Raw genomic sequence first — 15,747 nt, 5'->3', positions numbered from 1 at the left:
AATGCTTCAACATTAACATGATCCTGTGAAGTCACGCAAAAAAGATAGGGTGATATAGGCTCCTACTCTACTTAATTCGATGATTCTGGAAATACTCCGACCAATCCGATGATATAACAACGGTAACTGTATCCGTTTTGGTGTTATACGCATTCTGAGCCGTAAAGGTAAAAGTAACAGGTCCATCTGGTAGCTTTTCAAAAGAGCTATCGTACATTTCACCTGTCCAGAAGGTTTTATCGTCGTTAGTTGGGCTGAGCTGCGTAGTGAACCCTCCGTTCATGGTTACTTGCACAGTATCCGGGAGACCTGTTGCTGTACCTTGCAGAACAAAACGTTCTCCTGCCCAAAATACGTTGTATCCTCTTGGACTCTCCTCATTGCCGCTTTTTTTAAGATTGTAGCCTTTACGGTTGTTGTTCCACTCTTCGGTGTGCTTAACGCCTCCTTTAATACTCAGTAAATTCACCATGAAGTATTTACGTGGAGAGACATCGCTCCAGTTGTAACCATCAAAGACTTCCATTTCAACGGCATACTTTTCATTCTCAATCAGTGAACTGACTGGAATCTGCCATTGTTTTGCGCTTGAAACTTGTTCACCAGATTGTACCTTGATTGCACCGGTGGCCAAGTTAATAATTCGCACCTTATAACGTTGCTGCAGATCTCCGTCCTCATCTTGATAATCCCATTTAATGATCGGTGTAAGTGTACTTGCGATTGTCGGTTTTGACGAGTCCGTACTGGTTGGATACGTAATATTAACTGTTGGAATTCTATTCACAACTGTTATACTATGGGATATTTCACGGTACAGCCCCAGAGAATCCGTTACAAGCTGTCTAAAGGTGAATACACCATTACTACTAAACTGCTTCGTGAAGTCCTTTTGAATGCTTGCTAGGGCTTCTGTTCCACTTGATGGTTTTAAGAAATACTTGTGGCTTATTGTATCTCCTTTTGGTTCGTCCGGATCAGTTGCGTTACTCTTAATGTTCAGAACGTCCGTCCGGTAGATCGGTACCTTAGTCGCATCTTTACCAGTATCTGTGATCAGAGTGAATCCCGGCTTAGGTGCATTATCGATGATGAATGTTTTTTCATTTGATACATCTGACCATGAAAATTTGGAGTACGCCCGACCTTTCACTGTAAAGTATTCAAACCGTTCAAATGTATTATTTGGGATTTGATATTGTCTGAGTAGGCCAGTAGGATCTGGATTTTCTACAGTGGAAACTAATAGATCATCCTTCGTAAAAAACTCTAATCTATATTTCTCCTGTGGATCATTTTCTGGATCTGCGTAAGTCCATTTAATTAATGGATCGCCTTGTTCCGAGTCGATCACAGATGGGTTTGTTGCTGTACCTGAAGGGCTAGTTAAAGTCATAGTAGGTGCCAAATTCTCTTTCACTTGGACTTGCAATCCAGCGATATTCGACTTATCTCCTATTTGATCGATTGCCCAATGTTCTAGCGTATATACCCCTGGATCTGAGAAGGTAAGCGTAATATCGCGAGTAAGATATGATTTCACTTCACCATTACTGTTCGTTACTTTCCAGTAGTATTCTAAAGAACCTTGATCTGATGTATCCTCATCGATATCCCCTGATGTAAATTGTTTCGTATCATACTGATTTACGGATGAAGGTCCGTTAATCTTAGCAACAGGGACATGATTCTTAACCATAAATGTACGTGTAGCATAAGAGCTTAATTTTCCATCAGAGGCTGTGAGCTGCATTTCCCAGCCATCAGAAATGGCTTTTTTATGTGATATACCGTTACGATTAATAAGATCACGAATGGTCATTGATTGATAACGGTTGTTTCCTGCCCAGTAGTAGGGAGAGTCATTAAATTTTGCATTCCAGGCATAAGATAAAACATCTCCATCTTCATCCGGATCTGGTGTTAAGTTATCCATTGTGATAATCGTATCGCGGTATATTTCGTTAGGCATTGTAAATGCTGCAGCCGGTGGATGATTGACTACCTGTACATTTTGACTGTACCAATCCGACCACAAGCCACGATTATCATGTACTTGCAGATTGAGTTGATAGTTCCCTTCACCGAATGATGCGATATTCGGCGGTGTTGTCGCTCCACCCCAATGTTCCCATACTTTATTCCATCCGTCTTTGATTACAGTCCAGTAATATACATCTAATGGATCATTATCTGGATCGAAAGATTTGTCTGTAATGGTCGTAGATTTACGATAAGAAACGGTATTCGGATTAACGGTAAATAATGCAACGGGTGGTAGATTAACGGCAGCATTCCCCACAGTACGTTGACACCAATCGCTCCATACACCGACTCCATTATCTCCATCCACATCACGGACTCTTAAACGTATATCGTAACTGTCCTTTTCAAAAACTCCCCCAGGCGGCTGCCCGTCGATCCACATCTCATCAACACTCTTTTTATATTGCCATTGCCACTGCATAATCCCTTTATCAGCACTTGTAATATGATCTAAATCGTAGGATGAATCTATTAATTGAACATTTCCATTGATAAGCCTTGCTGAAAAAAGCGCTATTGGCTTGCGATGGACTTTAAAACTCATCGTAGATGCGGCATCTTTACTCCACATCTGATATTCAGCAAAGCGAGCATCCTGTTTCGGTATATCCTTAGCTTGATAACTCACTACATATTGTCCGGTATACGGAAATGAAGTGTAAAGGCTCGTCCTCCATAGTCCCGAATCCCCTATAATCCCCATTGAGTTATCAAAGTAATTCGGATCATGATCATATCTCACTCGATCAGCGTACTTAGCATCCCACTCATAATCTTCATAGGTGGTGCCGCTATTCTCTATAGGACTATTAACGAGAACAAAAGCGTTTCGCTTCAGTCTGTTTGTAACTTTAAAGGTCATACTCGCGGATTCTGACATGTTTGAAGGATCTGCTACTTTTACAGTCATCGTATAGTCGCCCGGCGGGATCGAATCAGCCACAGCGTCTACAGGGATAGAGAAATACTGATATCCTTTCGTTTGAGATACTACCGTCTTCCTATAAAATACATTTGGTATCTCCGCACTTACGATAAGATCATCATTATCTGGATCGTGGACATATCCCTCGATGTTAAGCATGTTTCGTCCAGGCTCGTTCTGCAGGACTTGATTATTGGGTGTATTTAACGAAATGGTAGGTGGACTATTAGGTATCAAAGGAAATACTCTTTGAAAATTATGACCAATGTACGGCCCTCCAAATCCATGTTCTGGACCATATCCACGCCATCCATCTTGTTGACCTGCGCCAAAACCGTAGTTAATTACTAACCCTATTGGAAGTTCGCCGTACCCTAAAGTCCCCGTATAGTTGTAATAGGTAACATCTGTCGCTAGATTAAATGTATGTTCAAATGTATTCGGGTAAAACGGTCCATCAAACCAACTCTTGTACAATGGGGTGAAATTGGTATACTGACTGGTCCAGTCACTCGGACAACCGTATTGGTAACTTGGTAAATCTAATGGTTTCCCCTCTGGAATTGCCGCTACACAGAGATCCGCTCGAACGACACGTTTATCTAGAGCACTTTGTGAAGGAACCAAGTTTACTCCTAAAGTCAATGTTGCATCCGAACTAATGTCAAACGTAAGTTGCTTAGTGGTACGATTAAATTTAATATTCGTTAGCTTTTGGTTATTTATTGTCCCACTAAGAGTGCCATAATTCCAACCAGCATCAAAAAAAGAACCATCAGCAGGTATATTTATATCTTTATAAGTAATGAAATTTGGATCACCCGTCGCAGCCTCTGCTGTCTGAAGATCCACTCCCTGACTAGGGAAAACTCCGAATAGGATAGTGATTATAATTACTAGTGAAAGTATTTCTTTTGTCTTCTTCATTTAAGCACCTCTCCTACCACGACCAATCAACTTCTGGCGCTCGGTTTTTCACTTCTACAATCCGTGAGCTTAACTTTTGTCCATCTGAATTTGTAGATTTCCGATCAGCTTCTGTCACAAACTCATCAATGGTTGGTTGACCAAACTCTTCAAACACAGTAAGTCGGACTTCATATTTCCCTACCTCGCTCAGTTCTAAATTTAAGCGATCCTTGTTCTCATTACTGAAGATCACCCATGCTTCTCCGCTAAAACTCCCGTCATTATTTGAATCATAGCGATACTCCCAGAGTCTCCGACCCACTACATCTTTATCAGGCGAATAGGAGATATCATCCAATGAAACCACCGCTTTATTACCGTAATCAGGACTTCGATATACCACTCTAGGCAGAGTAAAATAGTTGTACGGCGCTTCATCTGGCACAATATCAAAAGTAATCTCATCACTATCAGAATACCCAAGCGTATTTTCCACATAAATCGTAGCCTTATATTTTCCAGGTTTTTTAAATAAGATGTCTTTGCTTTCAAGTTCAGATAAAGTACCACTATATTTAATATCTGCATTCGTACCGCCAGATACAGCAGTGATGATAACTCGTGTTTTCGATGGTATTAACGGAAAGCGTGTTGGACTCTGGCTTCTATTGAACAATGTCGTTTTACGATTTTGTTTAAGTATTCCTTCTATATCTATAATTGCTGCTGGTTTCGGCTCAATGACGGTAACTTCTGTACTTGTACTACCTATTTGTCCATCATTGTCAACGACTGTGAGAGCTATAGGAAATGTCTCTCCAACTTGCTCTATGGTATACCATACATACCCCCTTGGGACATTTCCGATTTCTCCCTGCGCTCCAGATGTGCTCCAAGCATAATCAGTGATATATCCATCCGGATCATAGGAAGCATTTCCACTAACGAGCATATCAGACCCTGCTTTTATGTATCTAGCTGTTGATATTCTCGCAATAGGTGGCTTTCCTTCAGGTTCTGTTGGAATAGTTGGATTTGGAGGAAAAGTAACTTGAGGATTGTTTTTATAAACACCTGCTGAAATCTGTAGAGGCTGTTCCAGAGAGGTGATGGTTCCATTCTTTGTGACGATTGGCTTTTTAAAGCGGACGAGGACGGTTAAAGCATATTCCTGAGTAAAATGTTCGCCCGTTACACTCGACTTTTTGATCTCAAAGTCAAATAAAGTGTTTACGTTAAATGTCTTTGCAGATTCCTTTTTCGTTTTGAGTGTATTATTTCTGTCTTTCTCTTTAGCATAGAACACCCACTCATCAATGTTTGAAGCATCATTGTAGCCTTGCAGCTGCCCCATTAACGAAATTTGAACGGGTTCGTCTTTATCTCCCAATTTTGTTGGATTGGGATTAGGTTTATTTAGAGTTACCGTACCGGTAAGTGTGGGTTCTGTAGGGAGAGTGTAGTCGAAGGAGACGTTACCTGCATAACTATATTCAGTAACTTTCGCATCAGCAATATAATAGTAATTTACTATTATATAATAAAGTCTTCCCTCTGCCGGTGGCGTTAAATCATGTTTTCCATCTGGTGGTTCAGGTCTCCACGGTGCATTAAAGGTCTTATCAGATGTATTAGGTATAACGTGATCAACAATCAACCGCCCATCTTTAAAATTCACTGATTTTACATTAGGTGTTCTAGGGTCTTGTTCGGTTACCCATTCTATTGGTTTAATAGATGATTGTATAATATCTACATTATCAATTTTGCTACTTGAAGAATTGTTATACCACGTTAGATTAGTTTTAGATAAATTACTCTTAGTAGTCAAAGTTGTTAATGGTGGTTTTTGAGATGGATAATAACCATCTGTAGCATTCCTATCATATGATTGCATAGTATCTGTTGTATATTTATAATCATTAATTTGCCACCGCTTACCATCAGAATATAACCATATTGAATTTCCAGGATTTGAAGAGTAAAAATCCTTGTAATTCCCTGAGAATCCTTGTACATTATTAATTGTTTTTGTAGATTCATTTCCCTTTAGCGTTATTTTGATTTTCCCATTTTCTACTATGATCGTCCCAACAACTGAGTTACTTCCGTTATATTTTATGGATGCTGTATTAACTGATGAACTGGAAACACCACTCGGAAGATCAAGATAAACAGTTTTGGATTTATTAGCTGATCCCGATAGATTTGAATTAGGAATGCTTATAACTGAATTTTTTGTAGCAGCTGCTTTTGCAGTGTAGGGAGATAAAGAATAAATAGGTATAATTAGTAACAAACAAAGAAACAAAATAATTTTTGGCTTTAACTTTAACATTGATTAATCACCTACAAACTATTTAAATCATTAACAATAGATTTACTCGCCTTAGTACCCTTAACGGACAATCTTATTACAAAATAATCAAACTCCCCTCTATAATTGAAGCCCTGATATGTAGTTAATTTTTGCCCTGGATTCAATTGATAATTCCATAAAGCTTCTTTACTATTGTTTTCTCGGACTTTTACTTCTGGCATATCTGGATAAAGTGTACCCCCATCAGAAAAAGTTAAATTCCACTTTTGACTTAGATCCTTAGCTGATTCTTCTATTATTGTTTCCCCTTTATTTTCAATCGTAATTTTGGTCCAGATAAAATATTTTCCATAACGTGAATATCCATATTTCTTAATGAGATCTTTTGCATCCATAGAATTAATATCATAGATCACTATCTTCTCCAACGTATAACTCAACCCACCCGCCGTTACTGTCACAGGTAGCTCCAAGTCTTTCTTCAATCCAAATTTACTCAGATTATCCCTCATAATAGGCACTGGCGTTGCTATAGGTTTCACGGTTGCTGTGGGTACCGCGGATGTGGTTGGCTTAGCCGTAACTACTGATGTAACCGTTTCCGCTTTTGCAACCACTCCCTGCCCCAAAACCACACTAAATAACATTGCCGCTACCAAAGTCGCCTTTACAACTCTCTTCATCCCCAAATCTCTCCCTTGTCTCAATTGGATTTTTCCTACTTATTAAACTTATACTCCTGAACTGCTGGTACTCTGATTGGCTCTTGTGTTTTGGCTCTGGAGATCAGCAACGGATGTTCCGTCTCAATGACGGCAATAACCGAGGGACCCTCTATGTATTTGGTAATGCCATATTCACTATCCTCGTATAAAAGTGGAAAAGTCACTCCGTCCGAAGCATCAACAATATCAAACTTCACAATCTTTACTTGATTCTTAAAACGGCTGCCTACTTGGGGAGAAAGGCCGTTATCAAGCCCAAGATTCGCCTGCAAGACATGTTGAAAAGTATCGTAAGCAAGCGCGGGATCGATAATTAGACGACCTCGTGTGAGTTCAGTTTCATCTAATTCCTGCGCGGCATCATGAACAGCGATATTGTTTGCATCTTTTAGCATGCTGCGCAGCATGTCCCACTCCTGATTCTGGATCTGAAAGAACCAGGAGTAGATAAAGATCAGTAGGACAAATGCCAGCTTAATAATGTAATCCATAAATTAGGCTCATCCCTTAATCAATCGAGATATTCACTCATAATTGACCCATGTCCATAATATCGGGTCGGCTGCGAAACCGTGGAAAAGTTATACGGAAACAAATTTATCCGTGGTGCTGTTACATACACATCAATTCGTTGCTTGCGTTCTTGAATGGTATCTGTACTGCTCGTAATTTCTATAGAATCCTCTGAGAACCCAATCGCCTTCAGATTTGAAATCACTTCGTTCCGCATAGACGCTGTGACCATCCCCTCCGTTGCAGCTTTTTGTGTGATGTAGGATGTATTAGCTTTGACCTGTAAATCTAGCAGATAATCAATATAGGTGAATATGGGCTGCAGGATAATAAACAGGACAAGCCACATGAATAATGCCCGGAGGACGGTCTCCTTCAATAGAAACGCCTCCTTCTAATATTGTTCTACTTGCTTAGTATGTGTGATGATATCGTCTTGACTGCTGCCAATGATATGCGTAGCTACTGTGATAAACATCCCTGCGATTACAAAGCCAATAGCCAGAAACATTGCTATAGAGATAGAGTCTTTTTTCATAATCGAATTAAACCGAAGGTTGGGTTAAGACCCGAGCAGTTGCCGTTTGGCTGGAATCCAGCGGTTGAATAAATGTCACACCCGGAATCGTCGGTTTATTATCATCCGTAGCATCAATTACATCTCGAACTACAGGAATCAAAACGGCAATTACGATGGCCACACATAAAAATCCAATAGCAATAAACAAACCTGTAGAAATAGCATCCTTTTTCATTGTTAAAATCTCCCTTTTATTTTATATTTTTTAAATAATATTGAATATACTATTTTTCACTGGAACATACCGACCCCATTAAAATTCCCTTTGATCAGTAAAATGTACTGCATCGCCATCGCGACGATCATCAAAAAAGTAGCAATCGATGGGATAACATTAATGATCGTAGATAGATCACCGATAAAAGACCACTTTTTCAAATACTGATCGCTGGAGATTTTGGAGATAATCTTACCTTGCTCACGCAAATAATTCGCCGCTTCTGTGTCGTCATCCATACCCTCAGTAGCCAGCAAAATGGACCGAATGTCATTAATAAAACTATGATTATCCGGAAACTTTGCACAAAACCATTCAATCGCCCCCTCCACACCCTCATCTACTGCTCGTTCTGACAACTCGTACAGATCCTGACGTATATATTGAAAATGTCCAGCCGTACTCCCGCAAAAAGTGCCAAATTGCGCATATCCGCGCTTGCGTAGCCGATTATTCTCGTATAGACGGATGAAAGAGATCAGCTCACCGTCTTTTTTAATAACCGTTTTTTGATGAAGCCATGCAAGCACCCAGCCAAACGGAAGGTAGCGCATCGGACTGCTGATTACGAGAATAAGAAGAGCAATTAGAGGGTCATAAATAGAAAAAGAATTAGAACGAATGAAATCACTGACGACTTGAGTTATTAAATAAATCAGCGCTGCTGAGTAACGGAAAAGCGTAATTTTACGGGCTGAAATCGATAAACCAGAATCATTCAATAATTGCTGAAGTCTATCCCCCTGCACCCGTTCCCCAAGCTCATTCCACCGTAGTCCTAATCGGACAAGATATCTTTCCTGTTTACTACTACTGCTTACAAAGACAAGTAATGCGACATAAACAATCCCGATTACAGTAACTAATAGTAACAATCTGTCCATAGCTCATCACCTTAGTGGTAGTCCAGTTTAGGTCTGGCGAGAATAGTGCTGATCACAAAAGAAATAAAAAGACCGGAGACGATCACCATCAAAAAAGAAAGTCCTACTGTAGTCTCAAACTGCAATTGGAAATAGATATCAGGCTTCAGCATGTACATAAAGGTTCCAACCGTTGATACCAGCACCAAAAGATTCCCGTATAAGCCAAGGCTGATCGCATCTCTACTTCCCGCTTTTACAGTCAAAATCGTTTCTCTCTGTTGCTCCATGGAACGGTTTAACAGCATCAGTGAGCTTTTTAAATAACGGGTTCCTTCCTTCTCGGCATAGAGCAAATCCGATATAAATTCTAGGGCGAAGGTAGTACCAATCGCATTGGAAAATCTCCCTGCTTCCTCAACAAGCTCCTTCTCATTACTGTAATTGGAAAACGCAGCCCCTAGCAGCTTCAAAGGACCCTTCAGCACATTCTTATCCGTAAGAAAATCCGCTGTCCGATCGAGAACGGAATCTACCGACAAGTGAGTGAATTTGGTGGAGATTTTGACTACATCGAGTAAATCATAGCTTCCATGCACCTTCCTTTGCGCGTAGATGTATCTCATACGAAAATAAGGAATCGTCGCAGAAATCACAGCCATAAAAAGTGGAAATCTCCATGCCCCCTGAATCGAACGCCCTTCGTTAAAAGTTATCCCTTCCAGAAAAGGATTGTTAAAACTTAATTGTCCAGGAAGCTCGCTTAGCGTCAGTAGTCCTGATAGAAAAACCGCGATAAACACTATTGCTGTACGCATGATAAAACGCATAACGCTAATTCCCGGCTCATATTTTCGGTGTACGAAATATAAAAGATTATCTAGATGACGGTAGAGCCATAGCCTTTTTTTTACCGAGCTAACTCTTTTGCCAAAAATACTCATTTTATGTTTGATACGAAAATCGAATTTCTGACCCACTTGTCGTAAATGCCTTTCGATTAGCGGTTTAATGAGCAGCCAAATTCCCCATACAATTAACAAATGAAGGACAAAACGAAGAATATACAATAATAAATCCACGGTTTCACCTCCTCACTCGTTAAGAATGATCTTAGATTTCAAGCTTTCTTTGATAGGCTGATCCATTGGTTTTGCTGCTGCAAGCTGTCCCAGCTCTTTTTGAAGTAACTGTGTTGCCTGCTCATTTTTCCTAGTCATCTTCAGAATCAGGTTCTTTGTCAGCTTGTCATTATAGGACCAACACATCTTCTGGGGTTCCCAGCGCATCAGATCATTCGCAAATACAGAGTTCTTTTCCTCGTCATAAAAGACTTCCGATATTCGCGTTAACCGCTTCTTCCCGTTCGGAACACTTTCCAAAATAAAGACCAGCTCGCACGATTTCAGTGCAGAGATCAAATGCCCCTTAAGGCTCCCGCCAATCCTTGTCGACACGGCAAAAGAGCCTTGATAAGGAATATCCTCCGAATCAACGGTGTGGAAGGTTCCGGTGATGCCGTCATACCCTTTTTCCCCACTCCACAGATAAAATTCCCATTCGTTATAACGCATTTCCGTCATATACAAAATGTTTGGGTCATGCCGCAGCGATTCTACCCCTACCTCCATCAATTCCTCGTTCGCAGCCTGGATTGGAATAATTCGGTGCCCTTTAATCTGGTAAGGTAAAATCGACTCCGGATGCTTTTCTATCATCACTACACCCATACAGGATGAAGATCCGAGCAGTTGCTCACCGACGATCGTATTTGCAAAGGTTGTTTTTCCCGAGCCTACAGCGCCCGCAATAATGGTATTGCGAAAGGTAGATGATAACGCCCGAATCATTTCGACCGATTCCGCAGGAATACATTCTGTACCCGCCTGATCTTCCAGACTCAGAAACTCTACAACCTGCCGCCGTAACGATATTGTGGTGAAGCCATCCCATACTCTCGGGGATACCCAAATGGCAAGCCTAATAAATCGACCAGGCCAGAGCGGGTCATCCATTTTAAACTCCACTGAAGGGTTGTCCTTGTTCAGCTTTTTGTTGGGATCACTTTTTAATAAGGAGCGCTTTAACTGTTCAACCCGATCTAGTGAAGGCATCTCATATGGATAAGCTACAAACTCACCTTTCTGGTTATAAAAGATCTGCTTTCCGATCATCTGTAGCCCGGTTGATTCACTGTATGCACGATCAGTAAACCAACGATAAGCCGGACCAAAACCCTTCCACTCATGATAGAGCGCTTCTGCAGCCGTTCTGTATGCTTCTGGAACCTTGCCCGTAAAGGGTGTCTTCCGCAAGTATTTCTCTATCTCATTCATAAAAAAGCTAACCGCCTGCGGATCTCCAATTAGCGCCTTCGCATTTAACTCGAAGTAAGCATCATCCTCACGTTCCAGCCCTTCGTTCATATCGTTCTTCATTTTTTGCAAAAATGCATAAAAGTCTTCCTTGCCCGGTTTGCTCATGCGTAGGATACTTTGTTTTAGAGAGAACAACGGACGGTTCGGTTGATTTCCATTCATAGGAATATGCCTTTCTTTTTAGCTTCTGGTGCCAGGCTCATGGACACGAGCAGAGAATGTACCTTATCATCCACATGCTGCAGCTCTTTTTTGCCTAGAGGTAAGCTTTCCTGCAAGGGCTGGTAATACGGTAGCTCCAGCAATATTTCAGCCCCAAAGCGAAGCGCTAGATTTTTAGGAGAAGATATTTCTTCCACATTACTGCGGTTAATAATCAGTTGAAAATCATGTGGACGTAGATCCATATGCCCAGCAAGCTCTAGAAGAGGTTCGAGTCTGTATTCATGCTTTGGATGAGTGACGATCATACGCAGTGCCGATTTGTGCATTCCGACATACCATGCAGCACTTTCCGGAATAGAGCCAAAGTCAGCAATAACCACATCTGCATTTGCCCCAGCTCTAGCTAAAAAATATTCAATCTCATCCTCCTGATAATCTTGTGCACTCAAGTAATCGTAATTGCCTGGGAGATACGAGTAACCGTCTTGCTTAATCAATTGTTCAAAATCCTCATCATGAATCATCTTCCCTGTGAGCCTTGATCGAAGCCTATCCAGACTAATTGTAGCTTTGCGGTCATATCCGGGATCATATAAATCAAGTCCAAGGACAATAACACGAAGGCCTGCCGCGGCAATTCGTCTTGCGAACAGTTTGGCTACACTAGTGCAGCCGATCCCAGGACCAGATCCAAAAAAACCAACCAGATTACTTCGTTCCTCCCCTTCCTCGTCTAGAATAAAGCGAATCTTCTCTATCACCACTGACGAGGTAGAACGAGGAGGGATAAAATAGATTCCTAAGCTTTCACACAGCATATGTACAGCTTGGTAACCACTGATTCCCTTTTGCAAATATACATATAGGATCATTGAGCTCGGATAATTCCGGCGCAGTTCGCTAAGTGACTGAGCTTGAATCTGGTCACTGGTAACCATTAGCATATGGCCCTCTGCATGAGACGGATCAGGAAGTACGCTTTGTGTAATTACAATAAATCCTGCATTTTTGATATCATTAATGGTTAACTGATCTATGCCTAGACTAAATATTTTCAAGACTCTTCCCTCCTACTCGACCCGTACGATCCACAGCTTTTTTCCCTGCTCCAAAAATTGTCCGAGCCGCTCGCCATCACTTTTCTTCAGCTTCAATTCTGGTGTCGCCACCTTGCCAGTCGAAGTGAACCGATTATTGTTGTTTCCCTTTTCTGAATCCAGCACATCATTATTGTCTTCTGTTCGCACATAATTCACGGTGACTCCAGATATAAACACCTCCTTTGCAGGTTCACTAATTGAGCTCTGCACGATCAGTTCCTCCTCTTCCTTCTTGTTTGGGCTAAGCGATTCACTCCGCCTCTCTCGGTCTCCATCAACAAGATAAATATCTACCTTATCCCGGCTGCGCAGTGAACCATTGATGGCATAGATCGCTTCCTTTGGTATAGGGAAAATCCCTTCATCCTTGAGAGGTTCTAAATCACTAACATCCACTAAGGATGCCGTCAAAATACTTCCGTTGGTCAGATTTACATTCGTAATTTTATGCTCCACTTGTGCGATTTCTGTAATTACACCCGAAGGTATATCCTTGGTCTGAACAGAATCCAGATATAAATCACTTGCTTTCAGCTCATAGTTTTTTGGAAGAAGCTCCCCGCCTTCCACCTTGATTTTGACCACAGTTCGGGATAGTACGTAGGGCTTGAAGTAGAGATCATAGCCTAGCAATCCGCCGACTCCAGTAATCAAAATGAGACTTGCGAAGAAATAATTGCGTTTCAACAGTTGCCTACGCTGTAAAGCCAAGCCTTCCACCTCCTCAAAAACACAGTTTTGAAAAACGACAAAAAGCAACTTGGCGTAAATAGCCAAGCTGCTGGTAAAATGCTTTTTTACCTGTAGAGATTTAGAGAGCTATTAGATTATAGAGTTCCGGTAAAAGCGCTCAGGTTCATACCATAGGCTCTCACCGGAAAATAACCTTTTATTTAAACACTACGGTCTTATTTTGATGGACGAGGATACGGTCTTCGATATGCCACTTCACTGCACGAGCCAGAACAACCCGTTCAATGGTGCGTCCAATCCGCTTCAGCTCGATGACATCATCACCGTGACTTACCCGCTGCACATCTTGTTCAATAATCGGGCCACCATCAAGCTCTTCTGTAACATAGTGAGCAGTTGCTCCGATAATCTTTACCCCGCGTTGGTACGCTTGAGCGTAAGGATTACCGCCAATAAAGGCCGGAAGGAAGGAGTGATGAATATTAATAATTTGGTGGCGATAGTGCTCAATAAACGACGGTGAGATAATCTGCATATACCGAGCCAGAATTATAACATCAATGTCGTCTCCGATGACCTCAAGCTGACGTTTTTCCGCCTCAGCCTTAGTATCAGCTGTAACTGGAATATGGTGAAAAGGAATGCCGAAGGACTCGACATACGATTTCATATCCAAATGGTTGCTCACGACGAGAGCGATGTCGGCTTCTAGATCACCAGCTTGCCACTGCCAGAGCAGCTCCACAAGACAATGGTCTTCTTTAGAGACAAATATGGCTAATCTTTTCTTATGACGAACATTGAAAATTTTCCAGTTCATCTTGAAACGTTCAGCCACCCCACCGAACAAAGAACGTATCTCTTCCAGACGATCTCCTAATTCGGGAAGGTCAAACTCAACTCTCATGAAGAACATTCCGCCATCTGGATCCATTGTGTACTGATCCGATTGCACAATATTCGCGCCATGCTGATACAGAAAGTGTGATACAGCCGCCACGATTCCCGGTCCGTCAGGACAAGAAATGAGCATACGCGCCCGGTTGGAATAAGACTCAACACCTGACGAATTGTTTCTTTTTACGTGTAATTCCATGATCCTCATCCCATCCCCTCATCTACATGTGCAATCTGAAGTCTAACTTATGCGTGAACGAGCACTTACTTGCCTGCTAACCATGCAATCAAGCGATGATTAATGGCTTCCTCGCTCAATTGCGGGAACAGCTCGGCAGCGATGACTTCATCATATAGACGCTCCAGCGGTTCACGTGGATCAGCTTTTTTAGCTTTGGCATCGTTCTTCAGCATCTCCCAGACATTAAGCACAAATTGACGGGAATCGATCTCTTTATTAGCAAAAAACTCACGTAGTTTTTCAACATCCTCTATAAACTCCGGTCCAAATCGTTCCGCTACGTTTCCACGGAGCAAAGCGATCTCCACCTCATACATCGGACGCTGTTTCTTTGCATCTTTACCAACCCACGGCGTCTCTAAAATGAATGGCAGACCTGCCAATTTCTCATGATGGACGATTTTGTTAATCGTATCAAAACCGATCCAACCCGAGCCAATTGGAGTGTGACGGTCTTTACCTGCTCCACATGGATTTTTGCTGTCATTGATATGGATAACCCCAAGACGATTCAAGCCGATAATCTCATCAAACTTGTTTAGAACGCCATCCAAATCATTAACGATATCATAGCCAGCATCATGAATGTGACAAGTATCAAGACATACGGACAAACGCTCGTTATGTTCAACCTTATCAATAATAGAAGCAATCTCCTCGAAGCTGCGCCCGATCTCTGTTCCTTTACCAGCCATAGTTTCTAGGGCGATATGAACTTCAGTTTCATTAGTTCCCCCAAGAACCTCATTAAGTCCATCTGCAATCCGCTGAATACCGTATTCTGCATCCTTATCAGTGAAGGCACCCGGATGTAATACGATATGCTTGACCTCAAGCGCATGCGTACGACGGATTTCCTCTTGTAAGAAATCAACGGCCAACTGATACGTGTTCTCTTTATAGGAAGCGAGATTAATAATGTAAGGTGCGTGGACGACAATCTCCTCCACACCGTTTTCTTTCATTGCTTGCTTTCCTTCAACCGGATACATGGCATCAATCGGCTTGCGGCGCGTGTTCTGTGGCGCTCCTGTATATATCATAAATGAGCTGGAACCATACTCATTTGCTTCATTTGCTGCGGTCAAAAGACCCTTGTCCGAGCAAGACACGTGTGAACCTATTTTCAGCATACTTCTTCCCTCTTTCCTTCACGAATTACCCCCTATTCTACC

At 41.7% G+C, this 15,747-nt stretch carries 14 protein-coding genes; all 14 read right to left on the bottom strand.

The window, feature by feature from the left end; all coding sequences use genetic code 11:
* Positions 1 to 67: 67 nt before the first annotated feature.
* Positions 68 to 3,898, bottom strand: coding sequence for a PKD/REJ-like domain-containing protein (locus H70737_RS05970; protein ID WP_042185572.1), 3,831 nt, complete (start codon positions 3,896 to 3,898; stop codon positions 68 to 70).
* Between the two features lie 13 nt (positions 3,899 to 3,911).
* Complete coding sequence (locus H70737_RS05965) at positions 3,912 to 6,218, bottom strand: PKD domain-containing protein (protein ID WP_042185570.1); 2,307 nt, start codon at positions 6,216 to 6,218, stop codon at positions 3,912 to 3,914.
* Positions 6,219 to 6,229: 11 nt separating this feature from the next.
* Complete coding sequence (locus H70737_RS05960; RefSeq protein WP_042185569.1) at positions 6,230 to 6,883, bottom strand: hypothetical protein; 654 nt, start codon at positions 6,881 to 6,883, stop codon at positions 6,230 to 6,232.
* 35 nt (positions 6,884 to 6,918) lie between these two features.
* A complete protein-coding gene (locus H70737_RS29685; protein WP_052404183.1) occupies positions 6,919 to 7,416 on the bottom strand; it encodes a hypothetical protein in 498 nt (165 codons plus the stop codon).
* Positions 7,417 to 7,436: 20 nt separating this feature from the next.
* Positions 7,437 to 7,817 (bottom strand): hypothetical protein, encoded by a 381-nt coding sequence (locus H70737_RS05950; RefSeq protein ID WP_042185567.1) that lies wholly within the window; start codon positions 7,815 to 7,817, stop codon positions 7,437 to 7,439.
* A gap of 15 nt (positions 7,818 to 7,832) precedes the next feature.
* Complete coding sequence (locus H70737_RS30615; RefSeq protein ID WP_156113062.1) at positions 7,833 to 7,976, bottom strand: hypothetical protein; 144 nt, start codon at positions 7,974 to 7,976, stop codon at positions 7,833 to 7,835.
* Between the two features lie 7 nt (positions 7,977 to 7,983).
* Positions 7,984 to 8,193: a hypothetical protein gene (locus H70737_RS05945; protein WP_042185565.1), complete on the bottom strand. Its 210-nt coding sequence runs from the start codon at positions 8,191 to 8,193 to the stop codon at positions 7,984 to 7,986.
* Positions 8,194 to 8,249: 56 nt separating this feature from the next.
* Complete coding sequence (locus tag H70737_RS05940) at positions 8,250 to 9,119, bottom strand: hypothetical protein (RefSeq protein WP_042185563.1); 870 nt, start codon at positions 9,117 to 9,119, stop codon at positions 8,250 to 8,252.
* Positions 9,120 to 9,130: 11 nt separating this feature from the next.
* Positions 9,131 to 10,180 (bottom strand): hypothetical protein, encoded by a 1,050-nt coding sequence (locus H70737_RS05935; protein WP_042185561.1) that lies wholly within the window; start codon positions 10,178 to 10,180, stop codon positions 9,131 to 9,133.
* 12 nt (positions 10,181 to 10,192) lie between these two features.
* Positions 10,193 to 11,638, bottom strand: coding sequence for a P-loop NTPase family protein (locus tag H70737_RS05930; protein WP_042185559.1), 1,446 nt, complete (start codon positions 11,636 to 11,638; stop codon positions 10,193 to 10,195).
* Complete coding sequence (locus H70737_RS05925) at positions 11,635 to 12,699, bottom strand: CpaE/TadZ family protein (protein ID WP_042185557.1); 1,065 nt, start codon at positions 12,697 to 12,699, stop codon at positions 11,635 to 11,637. The genes H70737_RS05930 and H70737_RS05925 overlap by 4 nt, the downstream gene beginning before the upstream one ends.
* Before the next feature lie 12 nt (positions 12,700 to 12,711).
* A complete protein-coding gene (locus H70737_RS05920) occupies positions 12,712 to 13,452 on the bottom strand; it encodes an SAF domain-containing protein (protein ID WP_042185555.1) in 741 nt (246 codons plus the stop codon).
* A gap of 178 nt (positions 13,453 to 13,630) precedes the next feature.
* Positions 13,631 to 14,530 (bottom strand): formyltetrahydrofolate deformylase, encoded by a 900-nt coding sequence (purU, locus tag H70737_RS05915; RefSeq protein ID WP_042193405.1) that lies wholly within the window; start codon positions 14,528 to 14,530, stop codon positions 13,631 to 13,633.
* A 65-nt stretch (positions 14,531 to 14,595) separates the two neighbouring features.
* A complete protein-coding gene (locus H70737_RS05910; protein ID WP_042185553.1) occupies positions 14,596 to 15,705 on the bottom strand; it encodes a deoxyribonuclease IV in 1,110 nt (369 codons plus the stop codon).
* Positions 15,706 to 15,747 lie beyond the last annotated feature (42 nt).

Origin of the sequence: Paenibacillus sp. FSL H7-0737 (genome assembly GCF_000758545.1) — a bacterium.
Taxonomy (GTDB): Bacteria; Bacillota; Bacilli; order Paenibacillales; family Paenibacillaceae; genus Paenibacillus_AQ.
The sequence above is the reverse complement of the archived record's forward strand: the minus strand, read 5'-3'. Positions and strand labels throughout refer to the sequence as shown.